Raw genomic sequence first — 19,204 nt, forward strand, 5'->3', positions numbered from 1 at the left:
CGTCCTTGCTTGAAATGTGTCGAGCGGGCAGTTGTACGATGACTGCCACCTTGCCCGACTATACGGCCTGGCTGGCGCGCCTGTATAGTGAAACCTTTCCATCGCATGATCGCTTTTGGGAATCACCCGCTTTATGAAGAACACGCTGGACGTGCTCATGTCGCGGCTGCGCATGAAGCAGTTGCAATTGCTGATCGCGCTCGACGATCACAAATCGCTGCACAAGGCGTCGAGCGCGATGTCGATCACGCAATCCGCCGCGAGCAAGGCGCTCGCGGAGCTCGAATCCATGCTGGAAGCGCCGCTTTTCGAACGTGCGAAAACCGGACTGATTCCGAATCCGTTCGGCCGCTGCGTCGTGCGCTATGCGCGCGTGCTCGCCGCCGATCTGAACGCGCTGTGTCAGGAAGTCGCGCAGATTCGCGCGGGCACGGGCGGGCGTCTGACGGTCGGCACGATCATGGGCGCGGTGCCGGACGTGGTCGCGCCCATCGTCAATGAAATGCACGCGAAGCATCCTGATCTCGCCATCGAGGTGGTCGAGGATACGAGCGCGCGGATGCTGCCGATGCTCGACGACGGCCGCGTCGATCTCGTGATCGGCCGATCGAGCGTGTCGGATCAGCCGTCGAAATATCACTATCAGCCGCTGGCGGACGAGCCGCTTTGCATCGTCGTCGGGCATGGCCACGAGCGCACGGGCGCGCGCGAAGTCGGTTTCGACGATCTCGCGCACTACCGCTGGGTGACGTATCCGAGCTATATGCCGATGAGTGCGCTGCTCGAACGCGAACTCGATCTCGCTGGCCTGCCGATGCCCGCCAATCCCATTTCGACCGCCTCGCCGCTCATGACCGTGACGCTGTTGCGGGAGAGTGCCGAACTCGTGTCGATCCTGCCCGCGAGCGTCGCGAAGGTCTTCGAGCGTCACGGCTTGCTGCGCATCCTGCCGGTGCGCATGAAATCGAAATCGCAGACCTACGGCATCGTCACGCGCAAGGGCGGCGCGCTGTCGCCGGCGGCGCGGCAGTTCGTGCAGATGCTGCGCGAACAGAGCCGGCCGCACTGAAACACGCGTTCAGCGTGTCGCGACGATGAAAATGCGCGGGAAGGGCAGGAGCGCGGTGTCGTCGTCGAAGACCGTGTACGCCGCTTCGAGGCCGGCGCGATAGCGCGCGAGATACGCGGCGGTCTCGTCTTCGTCGAGTTTCGCGAGAAACGGACGCAGCCCGCTGCCCTTGAACCATTCGATGATCGCATCGACGCCGCCTTGCAGCGGATGATGATACGTCGTGCGCCACACATCGACGTGCGCGCACAGCGGCTTGAGCAGCGCGTAATACCATTCGGCGCGATAGCGCGCGGTGCGTTCCACGCCCTTCAGCTTGTCGCGCCAGGGGCCGTCGGCGGCGACTTCGCGCATCAGCCGGTGCGCGGGCTCGTCGAGATTGTCGGGCATCTGCACGGCGAGCCGTCCGCCTTCCGAGAGCATGCCGACGAGCTTCGGCAATAGTGCATCGTGGTCCGGCACCCACTGCAGCGACGCATTCGCGAGAATCAGATCGACGGCGCTTTCGGTCTGCCACGCGGCGATATCGGCGAGTTCGAAACGCACGGCCGGCAGACGCTTTTTCGCCGCATCGATCATGTCGGCGGAATTGTCGACGCCGATCACCTGCGCGTGCGGCGCGAAGTCGAGCAGCGTTTCGGTCGAATTGGCGGGGCCGCAGCCGAGATCCACCGCCGTGCGTGCGGTGTCCGGCTGAGCCGCGCTCAGGAGATCGCGCACGGGGCGCGTGCGCTGCGCTTCGAAAAGCGTGTATTGCCGTGCTTGCCAGTCTGACATGGGGAACTCCGCAATCGGTTTTTTTGTGAAGACAGCCGCGATTCTGAACGCGTGCGCTCGCAGCGTAAAATGAATTCGCGCTGTGAGCCGCGGCGAACTATGAAAGGAACGCTGAATCCGGCGCGCGTCGCAAAATCAAGAAGAACACTCGGATATGCGCTTTCCGCGCAGGCATCGGGCCTATACTGGCGAAGCGTCTACGGGCGGCTCCAGGCGGCATCGGGGCATGGCTTTCGACTGCATATCACGATCACCACGCGCGCCGCGTCCGGCGCCTCAAGCAATCGGGAACTCGCAGATGAGCGATACGTCAGTCGGCGGATTGAGCGGTCTCGTGGCCGCGTTGCGCGAGCAGCAACACGCGCTCACCGAACGATGGATGAAACTCGTGTTCGGCGATCAGGAAGTCGAACATTCCGACCAACTCACCTATCGGCAGCTTGCGGATCACCTGCCGAGCATCTTCGATGAAATCTGCATCGTGCTGGAATCGCGGAATCTGCGCGATCAGGAAGGCGCGATCGAACGCGATGCGCGCCAGCACGGCCAATGGCGCTGGCAGCAGGGCTATCGTGTCGACGAACTGGTGCGCGAGCTCGATCTGTTCCGTCAGGTGCTGCTGCTCGCCATCGGCGATTACGCCGCCACGCACGACGATTTTGCCCGCGCCGACGAAGAGCACGCCCGCCTCATGACCGACGAAGTCTTGAGCTTCGTGACGCTCGCGTCGATTCGCGAGGCGATCGGCGAACGCGACCGCAAGATCGACGAATACACCGGCATGCTGGAGCGCGCGAACTTCGAACTGACGCTGAGGCAAAAGCTGATCAGCGATCTCTACGAAACGCGCATGCAGATCACCCGCCGCGTCGCGCACGATCTGCGCAATTTCCTGAACGTTTTCTCGACGGCGCTGCAACTCGCTTCGCGCTCGCCCGCGAAGCGCGAAACGGCGCTGGGCCTCGCCAACCGGCAGGTCGCGGACATGGCGACGCTCGTCGACGAAATGGTCGAATACTCGAAAGTGCTCGGCGACGATTCGGCGCTGACCGTCGAAGCCTTCGATCTCGTCGGACTCTTCGACGAACTGATGCAGGCCTGCCGCGTCTCGACCGAGGCGAAGGGGCTGAAGCTCGTCGGCCATCTGGACCCGGCGCTCGGCGTGGTGACGTCGAACCGGCTGAAGGTCAAGCAGGTCGCGCTGAATCTGCTGTCGAACGCGATCAAGTACACGTCGTCGGGGGAGATCGTGCTGTCGATCACCGGCGTGGCCGACGCGCGCTGGAAGCTGCTCGTCGCCGATACGGGCGTGGGCATCGGCGCGGCGGATCAGGAGCGCGTGTTCGAAGAGTTCGAGCGCGCCGCCGATGACGATATTCCCGGCGCGGGGCTCGGGCTTGCCATCGTCAAGGAATTGTCGCGCGCGCTCGACGGCGAGTTGCGCTTCCAGTCGACGAAAGGGCACGGCAGCGTGTTCGAAGTCACGTTTCCGCTCGTGCTGGAGCCGAAGCCGGGCGCGGATACGAAATAAAAAAGGCGAACGGGTCGCCCCGTCCGCCTCCGGTCAACTCGACGCCTGACTGAACGCTCAGGCCGCCGCTTCTTCTTCGACCACTGCTTCGTCTTCCACCGACCTGCGGATCAGATGATCGAACGCCGACAGCGATGCCTTCGCGCCTTCGCCGACCGCGATCACGATCTGCTTGAACGGCACCGTGGTCACGTCGCCCGCGGCGAACACGCCCGGCAGCGAGGTCGCGCCCTTCGCATCGACGACGATCTCGCCGTGCTTCGACAACTCCACCGTGCCTTTGAGCCATTCGGTGTTCGGCACGAGACCGATCTGCACGAACACGCCTTCCAGCTCGACGTGATGTGACGCGCCCGTTGCGCGGTCCGTGTAGGCGATGCCGCTGACCTTCTTGCCGTCACCGGAAATTTCCGTGGTCTGCGCGTTCGTGACGATCGTCACGTTCTTCAGGCTGCGCAGCTTCTTTTGCAGTACCGCGTCGGCGCGCAGCTCCGTGCCGAACTCGATCAGCGTCACCGCCGACACGAGGCCCGCGAGGTCGATCGCCGCTTCCACGCCCGAATTGCCGCCGCCGACCACCGCGACGCGCTTGCCCTTGAAGAGCGGGCCGTCGCAGTGCGGGCAGTACGCCACGCCGCGGCCGCGGTACTCGCGCTCGCCCGGCACGTTGATTTCGCGCCAGCGCGCGCCGGTCGAGAGAATCACGGTCTTTGCCTTCAGCACCGCGCCGCTCGCGAGATGAATCTCGTTCACGCGGCCCGGCACGAGCTTGTCGGCGCGCTGCACGTCCATCACGTCGACTTCATAGCTCTTGACGTGCTGCTCCAGCGCGGTCGCGAACTTCGGCCCTTCGGTTTCCTGCACGGAGACGAAGTTTTCGATGGCCATCGTGTCGAGCACCTGGCCGCCAAAGCGCTCCGCGACGACGCCCGTGGCGATGCCCTTGCGCGCCGCGTAGATCGCCGCCGCCGCGCCCGCCGGACCGCCGCCGACGATCAGCACGTCGAACACCGGCTTGTTTTCCAGTTCCTTCGCGGCGCGCGCCGAAGCGCCCGTGTCCAGCTTCGCGAGAATTTCCTTCACGCCCATGCGGCCCGAGCCGAAGCTCTCGCCGTTGACGAACATCATCGGCACGGACATGACCTCACGCGCTTCGACTTCCTGCTGGAAGAGCGCGCCGTCGATCGCGACGTGCTTGATGCGCGGATTGATGATCGACATCACGTTCAGCGCCTGCACGACTTCCGGGCAGTTCTGGCACGACAGCGAGAAATACGTCTCGAACGCGAAGTCGCCGTCGAGATTCTTGATCTGCTCGATGGTGGCGTCGTCGAGCTTGACCGGATGGCCGCCCGTCTGCAGCAAGGCGAGCACGAGCGACGTGAATTCATGGCCCATCGGAATGCCGGCGAAATGAATGCCCGCGGGCTTGCCCGGCTCGCCGATGGTGAAGGACGGACGACGCACGCTGGCGTCCTCTTTCTCGACGACGCTGATCCGCGTGGACAGCGAGGCGATTTCATCGAGCAGGCTTTTCAGCTCGCGCGACTTGTCGCCGCCGTCGAGGAAGGCGACGAGTTCGATCGGCCGGGTGACTTTTTCCAAATACGCTTTTAACTGATTCTTGAGATTGGCGTCGAGCATGGCGATGTCCGTTCCTTGACTGGGTGGTGCAGACGCGTCGCGCCGCGGCGCTGCGAAGATCGCAGTGCCGGACGAACGCGTTTTTGGGGTGAATCCGCCGCTGACGCGCGGCAGATTCGATACGGCTCGTAGAGGGTACGAGCTTAGATCTTGCCGATCAGGTCGAGCGACGGGGTCAGCGTTTCAGCGCCCGGCGTCCACTTGGCGGGGCACACTTGACCCGGGTTCTTGGCGATGTATTGCGCAGCCTGAACCTTGCGGAGCAGTTCGCCTGCGTCGCGGCCGATGCCGTTGTCGTGGATTTCGCACAGCTTGATCTCGCCTTCCGGGTTGATCACGAACGTGCCGCGCAGCGCCAGGCCTTCTTCCTCGATCAGCACGTCGAAAGCGCGCGAGATCGCGAGCGTCGGGTCGGCGACCATCGGGTACTGGATCTTCTGGATCGTGTCCGACGTGTCGTGCCAGGCCTTGTGCGTGAAGTGCGTGTCGGTCGAGACCGAGTAGATTTCCACGCCGAGCTTCTTGAACTCTTCGTAGCGGTCAGCCAGGTCGCCCAGTTCCGTCGGGCACACGAACGTGAAGTCGGCCGGGTAGAACACGAACACCGACCACTTGCCCTTCAGGCTTTCATCGGTGACGGTCACGAAATCGCCATTGTGGTAGGCGGTTGCTTTGAACGGCTTGACTTGGCTGTTGATGATGGGCATTTACCGGTTTCCTTTTTGGAGTGGTGTTGAAGAAGTGAGTGAACTATACAGGAAAGCTATCGTAGTTGCGAAGTGGATTGATTTTATTGTCGGGATAGGGTTTTCCTATCGCGACGATATGTCGCCCGCTTCACGTTTGCCCGCGGTTGGCGCGCACATCTGGAAGACATGGCGGCGTGCGTCGCGGTTTCAACGGCAGCAGCATCGAATTCAGAAAATTCGATTACGCGGAACGCTCGTACGGGAAAGCGCGGGAAGCGGCGCGCGCCGTGCGACAATCTGCAAACTTTCCCGATGGGCTTTACCATGACGAACCGGGCTGGCGCACTTCATCAGGCCAAGGTCCGGCGTCGTGGACTCGCAGATTGACTTATGAAAACCGCTTCTCCCCCGCAGGACGTGCAGGCCCCGCAACATCGCTTCGGCGAGTGTGACGAGTGCGCGGATGTCGAACTCGTCGCTACCGCCACCATTCCGACCCGCTACGGCACCTTCGGTTCCTATGTGTATCGCGTGAAGCATACGGACGTCGAGCATATCGCCTTCGTGATGGGCGACGTGAGCGGCGGCGAGCCGGTGCTCACGCGCCTGCATTCCGAATGCGTGACGGGCGACGTCTTCGGCTCCTACCGCTGCGACTGCGGCGAGCAGCTCGATCTGGCGCTGCGCTATATCGCCGCCGAGAGCCGCGGCATTCTGCTGTATCTGCGCGGGCACGAAGGGCGCGGCATCGGTCTCGCGAACAAGATTCGCGCGTATGCGCTGCAAGAGCAGGGGCTCGACACCGTCGATGCGAACCTGCATCTCGGCTTGCCCGACGACGCCCGCGAATACGATTCGGCCGCCGCGATCCTGCGCGCGATGAACGTGAAATCGGTGCGGTTGATGAGCAACAATCCGTCGAAGTTCGACACGCTGCTCAAGCACGATATTCCCGTGTGCGAACGCGTCGCGCTCGCCATTCCGATGCGCGAGGAAAACGAGCGCTACATCAAGACGAAGCAGGCGCGCTTCGGCCATTATTTCGACGAAAACGAGTAAGCGCGGCCTACTTGGCGTCGTGAAAAATCACGCCGAGCATGTGCCTCCGCCCGGAGCGCAGGCGGCTCACGCCATGCTTCATGTTCACGCGATACGGCCCGCGCGTGCCTTGCACGGGCCGGTGATGCACCGCGAAGAACACCGCGTCGCCCTGTGAAAGCGGCACGACTTCGGCGCGCGACTGCATCCGCGGGCGCTGCTCGGTCATCACGAACTCTCCGCCGGTGAAATCGCGGCCGGGCGCGGAAAGCAGGATCGCCATCTGAATCGGGAAGACGTGCTCGCCGTACAGATCCTGATGCAGGCAGTTGAAATCGCCGGGCACGTAACGCAGCAATAGCGGCGTCGGCCGCGTCTGCCCCGCGCGATGACAGCGCTCGACGAACGCCGCATGCTCGCGCGGATAGCGCGTCTCGATGTGCATCACCTCGTTCCAGCGATTCGCGAGCGGCGCAAGACGCGGATAAACCGCGCGCCGCACCTCGTCGAGCAGGTCGGGCAGCGGATACGCGAAGTACTTGTACTCGCCGCGCCCGAAACCGTGGCGCTCCATCACCACACGGCTGCGAAACACGTCGTCGCGATCGTAAAGCGCGGCGAGCGTTTCGCATTCGTCGCGCGAGAGCAGGGCGGGCGCGACCGCACAGCCGTAGTCGTTCAGTTGCGATTCGAGCGCGGCCCAGTCGAGCGCGCCGATGCGTGCTTCCATGTCTTCGGTCGTCGCGCGTTCGAGCACCTTCATTGGCTTTCTCCGGATAGGCGTGAGTTTGCATGCAGTGTGCACTGCCCGCTCACGTCACGCACTCCGGGTCTTGCGGTGCAATTCAGTGCGCCGCCGCGGTTTCGGCGATGCGCTCCTGCAGCGTCTTTTTGCGCGCGGCCATCTTCGCGCTGAGCGTGACGAGATCGATCTGCGTCTTGCGCACCGCGGGAAAGAGCGTCGTTTCCTCTTCCTCGATATGATGCGCCGTGTTCTCCCGGAGCACCTTGAAGGTCGCATCGAAGCCGTCTTCGCCGGCCTTCAGCGTCGCGAACCGGTCGATCAGCGTCTTCACGAGAAAATGCTCGACGTACGCCTCGTCGACGTCGATGCGGTCATGCGCGGCGAGCGCCGTCTGCGCGGCCGGATACAACAGTTCTTCCTCGACGATCGTGTGGATCGTCAGCAACTCGCACGCGCGCTGCACGAGCGTATTCCTGCGTTCGTGGTCGGCGGCGTCAGCGCGTTCGAAGGCGTCGAACAATTGTTCGATCGCACGATGGTCGGCTTCGAGCATGTCGAGCGCATCGACGGGTCGCGGGGTATGAGCGGTGGACATGTGGGTTCTCCAGAAAGGGCGCTGACGGGCCCGCGAGGACCATCTTCGTGTCCTCTTCGTGTCCTCGAAGCGCCCGAGAGCAGCAAGACGAATGCCCGCGATTGACGAGTTAACGGCGGCCGTCCGCGCGTCTAAATAGGCGATTCCCTCGAACCGCTCAGGTCGCGCTGACGCAGCACTTTCACCTGCCACCAGGCGGGCAGCAGGCGGCGCACTTCGGCGCGCGCAAAGCGGTCGTCGATCAGATAGAGCACGCCGCGATCGAGCGGCCCGCGGATCACGCGCCCGGCGGCCTGCACGACTTTCTGCAAGCCGGGAAAAAGATACGTGTACGCGTAACCTTCGCCGAAGGCTTCGTGCATGCACGCCTTCATCTGCTGATTCACGGGGTTCAACTGCGGCAGGCCGAGCGTCGCCACGAACGCGCCGATGAGCCGCGTGCCGGGCAGGTCGATCGCCTCGCCGAACGCGCCGCCCAGCACCGCGAAGCCGACGCCGCGGCCATCGGGCACGAAGCGCGCGAGGAATTCGCGCTGCGCGGCCTCGCTCATCGCGCGCGATTGCTGCCAGCACGGAATCGACGGATGCCGTGCCGCGAGCGCCGCCGCGACCTGCGCGAGATACTCGAAGCTGCTGAAAAAGCTCAGATAGTTGCCCTCGGCGCGAACGAACTGCGCGGCGATCAGATCGGCGATGCGATCGACCGAATGCTCGCGATCGCGGTAGCGCGTGGACAGATCCGCGATCGCGCGCACATCGAGTTGATCGGCGCAAAAGGGCGATTCGACGTCGATGCGCACGCTCGATGCCGGCAAGCCGAGCGTATCGGCGTAGAAATGCGCGGGCGTGAGCGTCGCGGAAAAGAGCGCGACGCTGTGAGCGCGCGCGAAACGCGGCGCGAGGTGCGGCGCGGGAATCACATTGCGCAGACACAGCACGGCATGGCGCTTCTTCGCATTCGACTTTGCGCCCGAGAGCGTGATATCGAAGATCGAGTGCGTGCCGAAGCGCTCCGCGATGCGCGTGAAGTGCACCGCATCGAAATAGAAGCGCAGGGTGTCGGGCGTGAAGGCGTCCGGCTGCTCGCCGAGCGTTTCGGTCATCAGCGAGACCGCTTGGCCGAGCGCGGCCAGAAAGCGCGCGGGCGGTTCCGTGTGCGCGGCGTAGTCGATGTTGGCCGCATGCTGCCCGGCCGCCGTCTCGCTCCAGCTTCGCGCGACGCGGCCGAACGCTTTCTTCAGCAACGGCGGCGCGGCGCGGCGCATGAGGTTGAACGCGGCCTGATCGAGCGTCGCGGAGTACATGCCGCGCGCGCGTTCGACGAGGTTATGCGCTTCGTCGACGAGCACCGCGACGCGCCAGCGATTCGCCTCCGAGAGCGCGAACAGCATCGCGCTGGTATCGAAGTAATAGTTGTAGTCGCCGACGATCACGTCGCCCCAGCGCGACAGCTCCTGGCTCAGATAGTACGGACAGACCTCATGCCGGCGCGCCACGTCCGCGATTGCCGCGCGATCGAGCTGCGCGCATTCGAGCGCGGCGGCGCGCGCACCGGCCAGGCGATCGTAGAAGCCGCGCGCAAGCGGACACGATTCGCCGTGACACGCGCGGTCGGGATACTCGCAGGCCTTGTCGCGCGCGACGAGTTCGACGACGCGCAAGGGCGTGGCCGCGAGCGTTGTCAGCGCATCGAGCGCGAGCTGGCGCCCCGCGCTTTTTGCCGTGAGAAAGAAGATCTTGTCGAGCCGCTGGCCCGGCCACGCCTTAAGCAGCGGGAACAGCGTGCCGACCGTTTTGCCGATGCCCGTGGGCGCCTGCGCCGCGAGACAGCGCGCGGACACCGCCGAGCGATACACCGCTTCGGCGAGCGCGCGCTGGCCCGGCCGGAAATCCGCATGCGGAAACAAGAGCGCCGTGAGCGCGGCATCGCGCGCCGCGCCGTGAGCGAGTTCCTGCCGCGCCCACGCGATGAAGCGCTCGCATTGCGCCTCGAAATGCGCGGCGAGGGCGCTCGCGCTTTGCGTTTCGACGAGCACGCTTTCGGTCTGATCGACGATATCGAAATACACGAGCGCGATCTCGATGGCTTCGAGCCCGAGCTTGCGGCACATCAGATGCCCGTAGACGCGCGCCTGCGCCCAGTGCAGATGCCGATGATTGAGCGGCATCGAATCGAGCCTGCCGCGATGCGTCTTGATCTCTTCCAGGCGATTGAGCGCGGGATCGTAGCCGTCGGCGCGGCCGCGCACGAGAAGCGGCCCGTATTCCGCCGAAAGCGAAATCTCCTTCTGATAACCCGCCGCGCGCCGGCCCGTGACGGTCACGTGGCCCGCGACGCCTTCCTGCGCGCTCGGCGTCGGCGTGAAGCGAAGGTCCAGATCGCCCTGTTTCGCCGTGAACTCGCACAGCGCGCGCACGGCGACCGTGTAGGCGGGCGCGGATACTGTATGCATGTACAGCAGTCTAGCATGCGGGAATCGGCTATCACGACGCCGCGCGCAGCAATTCCCCGAGCGTTTTCATCGCGCTTTCGATCTGCGGAGACCACGGATGGCCGAAGTTGATGCGCACGTAATTTCCATACGCGTGACGCGCGGAAAAGATCGGCCCCGGCGTGACGTTGATGCCGTCTTCGAGCGCGCGCCTATGCAACTGCATCGCATCGACGTGCTCGGCGAGCCGCAGCCACAGGAAATAGCCGCCGTCGGGCCGCTGAAATTCGACGTCCGGCGGCAGCCAGCGCGCAATAGCGTGCTCCATCGCATCGCGCTGGACGAGCAGCGCGCCGCGCAGCTTGCGCAAATGCTTGTCGAAACCGCCGTGCTGCAAATAATCGGCGATCCCCGCCTGAATCGGGATGCTGGTCGAGATGCTCGTCATCAGCTTGAGACGGCGGATCGCGTCGGCGAAGCGGCCCGCCGCGACCCAGCCGAGCCGATAGCCCGGCGCGAGCGTCTTCGACAGCGAGGCGCAATGCATCACGAGACCTTGCGTGTCGAAGGCTTTCGCAGGCGGCGGACGATCCTGCGCGAAATGCAGCTCGCCGTAGACGTCGTCTTCGATGAGCGGCACGCCGTGCGTCGCGAGCAGGTCGACGAGCGCGCGCTTTTTCTCGACGGAGAGCGTGACGCCCGTCGGATTCTGGAAGTTGGTCATGAACCAGCAAGCGCGCACGGGATGCTTCTGGAGCGCTTCGGCGAGCACGTCGAGATCGAGACCGTCGCGCGGATCGACGGGAATCTCGACCGCGCGCAGGCCGAGATGCTCGACCGCCTGCAACGCGGCGTAGAAGCAGGGCGATTCGATCGCGACGACATCGCCCGGCTTGGTCACGGCCATCAGGCAGAGCGTGAGCGCTTCCATCGCGCCGTTCGTGACGATGAGTTCCTCCACCGGCTGCGCGATGCCCATGCCGATGTACCGCAGCGCGATCTGCCGCCGCAACGCCTCGTTCCCCGGCGGCATGTCGACGACGGTGCTCCACGGATCGAGCATGCGCGACGCGTGCGCGAGCGACTTCGCGAGACGCGCCAGCGGAAACAGTTTCGGCGATGGAAACGCGGAGCCGAGCGGCACGACATCCGGACGCTTCACTGCATCGAGCACGGAAAACACGAGGCTGCTTACGTCGATGGGCGCGGGTTCGGTCAGCGTCGCGTGCACTTTCGGCGCGAGTGCGGCGCCTGGCGCGACGTAATAGCCGGAGCGCTCGCGCGCGCGGATCAAGCCCCACTCTTCGAGCAGGTAATACGCGCGAAAGACCGTCGATTGGCCGACGCCGTATTGCGTCGTCAGATGCCGCACGGAAGGCAGGCGCGTGCCGACGGGCAGTTGTCCCGCGCGAATCTCGGCGGCCATCGTGTCGGCAAGGGCTTGGTAACGCTTCATCGCATGCTTGAAAAGTGCGTGAAAAGACCGTGAAAGAGCGGGCGCGAAATTGTCTCACACGGATTTGCGAAGGAATATCGGCTGGCCGTCATGCGTTTAATGAACGAGCGGCTGGGTCGCCGCGTTCAATGCCTACGTTCCTTTTGGAGGTGTGTCATGAAGCTCGCCAGAATCGCCACGGTCATGATGGTGCTGTTCGCCGGTCTGCTCGCGGGATGTCAGACGGACGGTTCGTCCAGTTCGTCCGGCACGACATCGAGCAGCGGCAGCAGCGGCGGATATTGAGTCCTTTCGATGCCGCGCCGCTGCCTCCGGGCATGACGGCGGCGCGGTTCCACGCGGCGCTCGCGGCTTTCGCGGCGGCCCTCGGCGACGATGCCGTCCAAGCCGGCGACGACGTTTCGTATCTCGATCCGTTCGCGCCCGGCGATGCGCTCGCGCATGCGCCGTCCGCCGTCGTGCTGCCGCGCGATGTCGAGGGCGTGCGCGCGGCGCTCGACGTGGCGAATCGGTATGGCGTGCCGCTCTGGACCGTATCGACGGGACGCAACTTCGCGTACGGCGGCGCTGCACCGCGCCTGCGCGGCTCGGTCGTGCTCGACTTGCGGCGGATGAATCGCATCATCGAGATCGATGAAACGCTGGGGTACGCGCTCGTCGAACCGGGCGTGACGTACTACGACCTGCATCGCGCGCTCGGCTCGCCAAGGCGCTTCTGGCTCGATCCGCCCGCGGCGGGCTGGGGCAGCGTCGTCGGCAACACGCTCGAACGCGGCTATGGCACGACGCCGTATGGCGACCACGCCGCGAATCAATGCGGCATGGAAGTCGTGCTCGCGAACGGCGACGTGGTGCGCACCGGCATGGGCGCGATGTCCGCGAGCCGCGCCTGGCAAGTGTTCAAGAGCGGCTTCGGACCGTCGTATGACGGTATGTTCATGCAGTCCAGTTTCGGCGTCGTCACGAAGCTCGGCATCTGGCTCATGCCCGCGCCGGAGGGCTACATGATCTGCCGATACGCGTTCGCGCGCGAAGACGATCTGGAGCGCGTCGTCGATACGCTGCGTCCGCTCAGGATGGACGGCACGATTCAGAGCAACGCGGTGATCGAAAGCGCCGTGCGCTGGGCGGCGGGCGTCTCGACCCGCAAGCAATGGTACGACGGCGACGGCGCCATGCCCGACGACGCCATCGACGCAATGGCGCGCAAGATCGGCATCGGGCGCTGGAATCTGCGCTTTTGCCTGTATGGGCCGCCTTCGCTCGTGAAGGCGCGGCGCGATATCGTTCACGCGCGGTTTGCGCCAATAGCAGGCGCGACGCTCTTCGAGATGCCGTATCGCGATGGCGGCGTCGAACCGGAAGGCGGCGGCGATCGCGCGCAAGTCGGCATTCCGGGGCTCGAAGCGTTTCGCTTGCTCGACTGGCGCGGCGGCTCGGGCGCGCATATCGACTATTCGCCGATTTGTCCGCCGCTCGGACGCGATGCCGCGAAGCAGGCGCGCATGGTGCGCGAACGCGCCGCGCAGTTCGGCTTCGATTACTACGGCGGTTTCACGGTGGGCGAACGCGCGATGCATCACATCTTCGCGGCGATTTTCGATCGCGACGATCCGCGGCAATCGCGTAACGCCGGCGCGCTGATCGAAACGCTGATTCGCGACGCGGGCGCGGCGGGCTACGGGCAATATCGCGCGCATCTGGCGTATATGGATCTGGCCGCCGCGCAGTACGATTTCAACGACCACGCGCTGATGCGCTTATCGAATACGATCAAGACCGCGCTCGATCCGAACGGCATTCTGTCGCCGGGCAAGCAGGGCATCTGGCCCACGCGATGAACGTCACGCGACGCGCCTTCCTGCTCGCAACGGGTTCGATGTGGATTCCGTGCGTCGCGGCTGTAGCGCCTTCGGCGCGAACGTGGGTTATCGACGAAGACTTGCCGCAAAGCCGTGTGCTGGTGCGTCGCATGAACGAGCACGGCGCGCGCGTCGTCTCGCTTTCGGGCGATGCGGGCTGGCTGTGGTTCGAGCGCCTGTCGAACGAAGCGGCGATCGGCGGCCTGACACGCTTTTCCGATGCGTTCGTGCTGGCGCAGCTCGGCGCGGGCATCGGCATGCGCGCGTTGCATCATCGTGAATGGAAGGAGGGCGCGTTGCTCTGGACGTTCGAGCGCGGCTAGAAAGCGCCCGATAAAATAAACGTATCTCGATATTGCCGCGCACGGACGAAACGATGGACACCACGGACACCCGCACCCGTACGATCGCCGACTGGCACGCGCATATTTACTTCGACGCCGTGACTCGCGACGCCGCGTGGCAGTTGCGGCAGGTCATCGAGGCGCGCTTTGGGAGCGAACTGCAAAGCGGTGCATTGCGCCTCGGCCGCTTTCACGAACGTCCGGTCGGACCGCATCCGATGTGGTCGTTTCAACTGGGATTCGGCGACAGTCTGCTCGCGCCGATGCTTTCCTGGCTGGCGCTCAACCACGGCGCGCTCGATGTCTTCATGCACCCGAATACCGGCGATGCGCTCGTCGATCATCGCGATTCGGCGGTGTGGATTGGCCGGTCGCACGCGCTCGTGCTTGATCGGCTAATTGGCTGATCGCCTGACACGGAAAAAGAAAAAGGCGGAACGCGTCCGCCTTTTTCCTGAAACGTCCCGCGGAATTACTTCTTCGCGCTGGCCGTTTTCGGCGTCACGGCGCGCACGGCCGACTGGCTTGCGACGGTGGCGTCGTTTTGCGCGGCCTCGACCACTTGACGCGCGGCTTTGCGAGCCGCTTCGTAAGCCGAATTCGCTGATTCCGTGGCGGCATCGATGGCGGACTTCCACGCGGAAACGACCGCTTCGCTCCCGGCGGGCGCATTGCTCGCCAGGCTTTCGACGAACGCCTGCACATTGCGCTGCGACTTCTCGATCTGATCCTGCGCCGCTTCCAGATAGCCGCCGCGCACGCCCGTGGCGATTTCATAGACGTTCAGCCAGTACGCCTGCACGCGCTGGGCGCTGTCCTGCAAATGCTGGTTCTGAAGCGCGAAGAATTCCTGCGGATCGCGCACCGACAGCGACCGGGCGAAGAGCGCCTGATGCTCGTCGAGCACCGTCCTGACCGTACGCACGTTCAGATCGACCAGCTTTTCAAAACCTTCGACGGCTTGGGCGGCGAGGCCGAAAGTCGTATTGACTCCCGCCTTTTGTGACGCAATGACGTTTTCCGGCGCAAGACTGCTGATGCTCGATTCCATATGGATGTTCCCCATTGATTACGCGATGAATTTGTGCAGTGCAGCGAATCACCTATTTTAAGGAAAGCGAGTGAAGTGTCAATTACGTTTTCCCCGCTTGACATTAAATCATACGTTCATTTTTTCCAAAAAGAACCCGACCGTGTGCGCATATAGATATTCGCGGATAAGACAAAGTGATCAGACATCACATAAACAGTATGACTATTTTAAGGTCTGGGCAGTCTTCCATAAATCGGAGTAATTCCCGTTCGCGCGGATGGCGAACGTGCGTTCGCCAACACTGCCCACGCGCGATTTAACGGCATTCCCCTCGTAAACACCTAAGCCCAAAGTTACCGAATGCGTTGTTTCCCCACTTGACGCATTCATGCGCTAGTTGGAACAATCTCGCACTGCAATACGCGTGAAGAATTCACGGATTATCGGCAAGCATTTCCGGGTTTTGGTTGTCACTGCCACGTCATCGGGAATGCGTACGATTCTTTTTCGCGCGAATGAGCCGGCGCTGAACGGCATAAAATATAAATCGAGAGAATTGAAGAAAATGGGGCGACATACCCAAACACTTGGCCACCTGGAACGTAGCCACGAAGACAACACCTTGCGGCGCGCCATGGCCGCACGACTCGACCGGGCCTTGCAGAAGGCCAACGTCAGTTCCGCAAAAGCCGCCGGCTGGCTCGAAGTGAGCGAGCACGACGTGCAATTCTGGCGGCGCGGCATTACGGTTCCGCCGTTCTACGCATTCAACCGCATCGCGAAAGCGCTCGATATCGATCCGCACTGGCTCTGCACGGGCCAGGATCAGGGCGCGCATCCGGCGAACTGACCGCGTTCGCGGCGCTCGCCAACCTCCTTCAGCGTCAGATTTCGGTCGATACGGCCGGGGACGGCTTGCGTCCGTGCAAGAGCACCGTGCCGATGCCGCTCGCCGCGATCACGCCCATGCCGATCGCCATCCACGTGTCCGGCACCTGGCCGAACAGCAGCCAGCTGAAGAGCGCCGCGAACGCGAGCTGACCGTAGGAGAAGGGCGTGAGGATCGACAGCGACGCACGCTTGAGCGCCTGAAGCATCAGCGCCTGGCCGAGCGTCGCCATCGTCGCCATGAAGACGACGAGCAGCCAGCTTCCCGCTCGCACCTGCGCGAGCGCCGGCAGCATTTCCGCCTGGTCCATCCAGACGAGCACGCACAGCACGACGGTCGCGACGAGCGCGGTGAGGAAGTTGGTCGTGATCGCATCGTCGACGCGCGAGAGATGGCTCGACACGACCTGGAAGCACGCGAAGGTGAGCGCCGATCCGATCGGATAGGCCACCGTCCAGCTGAACTGGCTGCCGCCCGGCCGCACGACGAGCAGCATGCCGATGAAGCCGAGCACGACCATCGCCCATTTGCTGCGCGGCACGTCGTCCTTCAGCACGAGCGCGGCGAGCAGCGTGGAAATGAGCGGCGCGAGCATCGCGAGCGATGTCGTGACCGGCAGTGGCAGATGGCGCAGGCCCGCGAACGTGCAGGCGGAATTGGTGAGCAGCAGCACCGCGCGCACGACCTGCAGCTTCACGCTGCCCGTGCGAAAGAGACCGAACGCGCCGCGTCGCGCTTGCCAGACGCCCAGCACGATCATCTGAAACAGATAACGCACCCAGAGAAGCGCCAGTAGAGGGACCGCGTCGCCGATCACCTTGACGGTGGAATCGCTGGCCGCGAAGGTCGCCGTCGTCAGGATCATGATGCCGATACCGGCTCCGGTGTTATCGGTATCAATGCGGTATCGCGCTTTGCCCTCTAAGCTTGCCATCGATTTCCTGTCGGTTCGCCGCCGCACGGTGAAGCGCGTCCAACGGCCCGGATGGCATCGCGGCAACGCTTCTGATAACGGCTCTTCATGAAAGAGCGGCCCATCGGGCCGTGCTTCATTGTCCCGGCGCAGCGGCCCGCTTGCAAGGCAACAGTCAAGAACTTCCCACATTGTTGTGCGAGAGTCACGTTGTCGGAAATGTACTATCCAGTTCGAACGAACGTGCCTTTCGATCGCGATGAACGCGCTGTCGAAGCGGCGTGCAATAAGCCTCGCGCGCTGGAAATAGCGCATTGCAGTTTCCGAAACATACGCCGGGAAGCCCGCCAATAGGGGCTTAGAGGCCATTCTCCGATCGAATCTTAATGCTTGTCTTGAAAATCTAAGACGAAGATTAGATCTTTCTTACCCGCGGTTTTCTACTATTCCCTCAACGCAGAACGCCGGATCAACCAGAAAGTTGGACACGGTACACGCGTCATCCGCGGAGACGATGCGCAAAAAAAAGCGCGCCGACGACTCCATAAATAGTTTTAACCATTTATTCAAGTTATCTGGACACCCCATGAAAAAAGGCATCTTGTTCGCAGCCGGCATCGTTTCGATGAGCCTCGTCGCCCTCACCTCCATGAACGCTCACGCCTCGGATGGCACGATCACGGTCAACGGTGCGGTTTCCGATACGACGTGCTCGATCAATGGCGTCGCGAGCGGCTCGCCCGCGAACGTCACCGCGACGCTTCCGACCGTGACCGCAGGCGCGCTGTCGGCGGCGGGTGCGACGGCGGGCATCTCGAACCTCGGCGACATCAAGCTGACGCTGAGCGGTTGCTCGGGCGCGGCGACCAAAGCCGTCGCACGCTTCGAAAACGGTACGACCATTGACCAGAGCAGCGGCAATCTGAAGAATCTGGCATCGGCTTCGCCGGCGAACAACGTTCAGGTGCGCCTGCTCAATGCGAACCTCCAGCCGATCAACATCCTCACCAACACGAACAACGACGTCGCCACCAGCGGCGCGGCCATTTCGGGCGGTGCGGCGACGCTCAACTACTTCGCGCAGTACTACGCGACGGGCAAGGCGACGGCGGGCAGCGTCAACACGTCGGTCGAATACACGATGCAGTATCAGTAAGCAGCAGGGCGTACGCAGTAAGCCGGGCGTTGGCGCTGGTCAACGCCCGTAAGCATGAGCACAAGCCAGGGAGCAGACGATGAAGCGATGGATAGCCGCAATGGGGTTGATGATTGCAATGTTCGGGGGCGCGGCTCACGCAAGCGTAACGATCGGCGGAACGCGCGTTGTCTATCCGCTGGATCAGCGCGAAGTCACCGTGAAGCTGAACAATGACAGCCGCACGCCGTCGCTGGTGCAGGTCTGGATGGATGACGGCAACGCCGACACGAAGCCCGCCGAGAGCAAGACACCCTTCGTCATCACGCCGCCGATTTTCCGCATGGACGCGAACAAGTCGCAAACGCTGCGCGTGATGTTCAGCGGCGAAGCGTTGCCGCAAGACCGCGAGTCCATCTACTGGCTCAACGTGCTCGACGTGCCGCCCAAGGCGGAAGCCAATCCCGATGTGAACACGCTGCAACTGGCTTATCGCACGCGCATCAAGGTGTTCGTGCGGCCGCCCAAGTTGCCGGGCAAGCCGGAGGACGCACCGCGCATGCTCGACTGGAAGATCGTGCCGGCGGCTCAGGGCGGCGGCAATGCGCTGGCCGTATCGAATCCGACTGCGTACTACGTTTCGTTCAGCGAAATTCAGGTTTCCGCCAACGGACGAAGCTACAAGAACGAAACCGGTGGCATGGTCGCGCCGCATGGCAAAGAGATCATCGCCATCCCGAAGATGAGCGGCGTGCATGCGGGCAAGGTTCACTACATCGCGATCAGCGATTTCGGCGGCGCGATAGAAGGCGATGCTGATGCCACCGAGTGAGCAACGCGAAGCGCGACGCACGACGATGGCATCACCGTAACTGCATCACGCTGTTTCAAATCTCGAAAAGGCTCGGGCGAATCGTTTGTCGATGCGCCCGAGCCTTTTTTATAGGCCTATCTGCATCTTAAAATTCGAACTCGTCCTAGATATCTCTATCTCGGAAATACGTAGCATCGGTTTGCTGGTCGTCAATCAATTCGATCCATCCGAACCGAAG

At 63.3% G+C, this 19,204-nt stretch carries 19 protein-coding genes; 10 read left to right on the forward strand and 9 right to left on the reverse strand.

The window, feature by feature from the left end:
• Window positions 1–133 precede the first annotated feature (133 nt).
• Window positions 134–1,069 carry a LysR family transcriptional regulator gene (locus AWB70_RS15375; RefSeq protein ID WP_053569086.1) on the forward strand — a complete coding sequence of 312 codons (936 nt, stop codon included), beginning with the start codon at window positions 134–136 and terminating at the stop codon, window positions 1,067–1,069.
• A gap of 9 nt (window positions 1,070–1,078) precedes the next feature.
• On the opposite strand, the gene tam is transcribed toward AWB70_RS15375, so the two are convergent.
• Complete coding sequence (tam, locus tag AWB70_RS15380) at window positions 1,079–1,846, reverse strand: trans-aconitate 2-methyltransferase (RefSeq protein ID WP_053569087.1); 768 nt, start codon at window positions 1,844–1,846, stop codon at window positions 1,079–1,081.
• Window positions 1,847–2,144: 298 nt separating this feature from the next.
• Here tam and AWB70_RS15385 point away from each other — a divergent pair, with 298 nt between their 5' ends.
• Window positions 2,145–3,377: a sensor histidine kinase gene (locus AWB70_RS15385; protein WP_053569088.1), complete on the forward strand. Its 1,233-nt coding sequence runs from the start codon at window positions 2,145–2,147 to the stop codon at window positions 3,375–3,377.
• 57 nt (window positions 3,378–3,434) lie between these two features.
• On the opposite strand, the gene ahpF is transcribed toward AWB70_RS15385, so the two are convergent.
• Together ahpF and ahpC are read right to left on the reverse strand one after the other, a co-directional pair.
• The gene (gene ahpF, locus AWB70_RS15390) at window positions 3,435–5,021 is read right to left on the reverse strand and encodes an alkyl hydroperoxide reductase subunit F (protein WP_053569089.1); all 1,587 of its coding nucleotides are present in this window, start codon (window positions 5,019–5,021) and stop codon (window positions 3,435–3,437) included.
• A gap of 143 nt (window positions 5,022–5,164) precedes the next feature.
• Window positions 5,165–5,728 (reverse strand): alkyl hydroperoxide reductase subunit C, encoded by a 564-nt coding sequence (gene ahpC / locus AWB70_RS15395; protein WP_014250566.1) that lies wholly within the window; start codon window positions 5,726–5,728, stop codon window positions 5,165–5,167.
• A 372-nt stretch (window positions 5,729–6,100) separates the two neighbouring features.
• On the opposite strand from ahpC, the gene ribA reads away from it, so the two are divergent.
• Window positions 6,101–6,769 (forward strand): GTP cyclohydrolase II, encoded by a 669-nt coding sequence (gene ribA, locus AWB70_RS15400; protein WP_041731543.1) that lies wholly within the window; start codon window positions 6,101–6,103, stop codon window positions 6,767–6,769.
• Window positions 6,770–6,776: 7 nt separating this feature from the next.
• Here the strand turns inward: ribA and AWB70_RS15405 are convergent, their stop codons facing one another.
• The 4 genes from AWB70_RS15405 to AWB70_RS15420 form a co-directional block, all read right to left on the reverse strand.
• Window positions 6,777–7,478 (reverse strand): 2OG-Fe(II) oxygenase, encoded by a 702-nt coding sequence (locus AWB70_RS15405; protein ID WP_374730241.1) that lies wholly within the window; start codon window positions 7,476–7,478, stop codon window positions 6,777–6,779.
• Window positions 7,479–7,593: 115 nt separating this feature from the next.
• The gene (locus tag AWB70_RS15410; protein ID WP_053569091.1) at window positions 7,594–8,088 is read right to left on the reverse strand and encodes a hemerythrin domain-containing protein; all 495 of its coding nucleotides are present in this window, start codon (window positions 8,086–8,088) and stop codon (window positions 7,594–7,596) included.
• Between the two features lie 131 nt (window positions 8,089–8,219).
• Window positions 8,220–10,541, reverse strand: a complete 2,322-nt coding sequence (locus AWB70_RS15415) for an ATP-dependent DNA helicase (RefSeq protein WP_053569092.1) — start codon at window positions 10,539–10,541, stop codon at window positions 8,220–8,222.
• Window positions 10,542–10,572: 31 nt separating this feature from the next.
• A complete protein-coding gene (locus AWB70_RS15420) occupies window positions 10,573–11,976 on the reverse strand; it encodes an aminotransferase-like domain-containing protein (RefSeq protein WP_053569093.1) in 1,404 nt (467 codons plus the stop codon).
• 156 nt (window positions 11,977–12,132) lie between these two features.
• Between AWB70_RS15420 and AWB70_RS39525 the strand changes: the two genes are divergently transcribed.
• The 4 genes from AWB70_RS39525 to AWB70_RS15435 are packed head-to-tail and all read left to right on the forward strand — an operon-like array spanning window position 12,133 to window position 14,589.
• Window positions 12,133–12,261, forward strand: coding sequence for a hypothetical protein (locus AWB70_RS39525; RefSeq protein ID WP_255724411.1), 129 nt, complete (start codon window positions 12,133–12,135; stop codon window positions 12,259–12,261).
• A gap of 32 nt (window positions 12,262–12,293) precedes the next feature.
• Window positions 12,294–13,817: an FAD-binding oxidoreductase gene (locus tag AWB70_RS15425; RefSeq protein ID WP_053569271.1), complete on the forward strand. Its 1,524-nt coding sequence runs from the start codon at window positions 12,294–12,296 to the stop codon at window positions 13,815–13,817.
• Entirely contained in the window at window positions 13,814–14,161 is a 348-nt protein-coding gene (locus AWB70_RS15430; RefSeq protein WP_053569094.1) for a hypothetical protein, read from the forward strand. Before AWB70_RS15425 ends, AWB70_RS15430 begins: the two co-directional genes overlap by 4 nt.
• 53 nt (window positions 14,162–14,214) lie before the next feature.
• Window positions 14,215–14,589 (forward strand): DOPA 4,5-dioxygenase family protein, encoded by a 375-nt coding sequence (locus AWB70_RS15435; protein ID WP_053569095.1) that lies wholly within the window; start codon window positions 14,215–14,217, stop codon window positions 14,587–14,589.
• Window positions 14,590–14,654: 65 nt separating this feature from the next.
• Here AWB70_RS15435 and phaP read toward each other — a convergent pair whose 3' ends face one another.
• On the reverse strand, window positions 14,655–15,233 hold the full coding sequence (gene phaP, locus AWB70_RS15440) for a TIGR01841 family phasin (protein ID WP_045453514.1): 579 nt from the start codon (window positions 15,231–15,233) through the stop codon (window positions 14,655–14,657).
• 406 nt (window positions 15,234–15,639) lie between these two features.
• Here phaP and AWB70_RS39280 point away from each other — a divergent pair, with 406 nt between their 5' ends.
• Window positions 15,640–16,065 (forward strand): hypothetical protein, encoded by a 426-nt coding sequence (locus AWB70_RS39280; protein ID WP_235024261.1) that lies wholly within the window; start codon window positions 15,640–15,642, stop codon window positions 16,063–16,065.
• A 34-nt stretch (window positions 16,066–16,099) separates the two neighbouring features.
• Here AWB70_RS39280 and AWB70_RS15450 read toward each other — a convergent pair whose 3' ends face one another.
• A complete protein-coding gene (locus tag AWB70_RS15450; protein ID WP_053569096.1) occupies window positions 16,100–17,038 on the reverse strand; it encodes a DMT family transporter in 939 nt (312 codons plus the stop codon).
• 565 nt (window positions 17,039–17,603) lie between these two features.
• On the opposite strand from AWB70_RS15450, the gene AWB70_RS15455 reads away from it, so the two are divergent.
• Together AWB70_RS15455 and AWB70_RS15460 are read left to right on the forward strand one after the other, a co-directional pair.
• Window positions 17,604–18,173 (forward strand): fimbrial protein, encoded by a 570-nt coding sequence (locus tag AWB70_RS15455; RefSeq protein ID WP_045453518.1) that lies wholly within the window; start codon window positions 17,604–17,606, stop codon window positions 18,171–18,173.
• Window positions 18,174–18,252: 79 nt separating this feature from the next.
• A complete protein-coding gene (locus AWB70_RS15460; RefSeq protein WP_053569097.1) occupies window positions 18,253–18,984 on the forward strand; it encodes a fimbrial biogenesis chaperone in 732 nt (243 codons plus the stop codon).
• Window positions 18,985–19,204 lie beyond the last annotated feature (220 nt).

It is taken from the genome of Caballeronia cordobensis, from assembly GCF_001544575.2.
GTDB classification, from domain to species: Bacteria; Pseudomonadota; Gammaproteobacteria; order Burkholderiales; family Burkholderiaceae; genus Caballeronia; species Caballeronia cordobensis.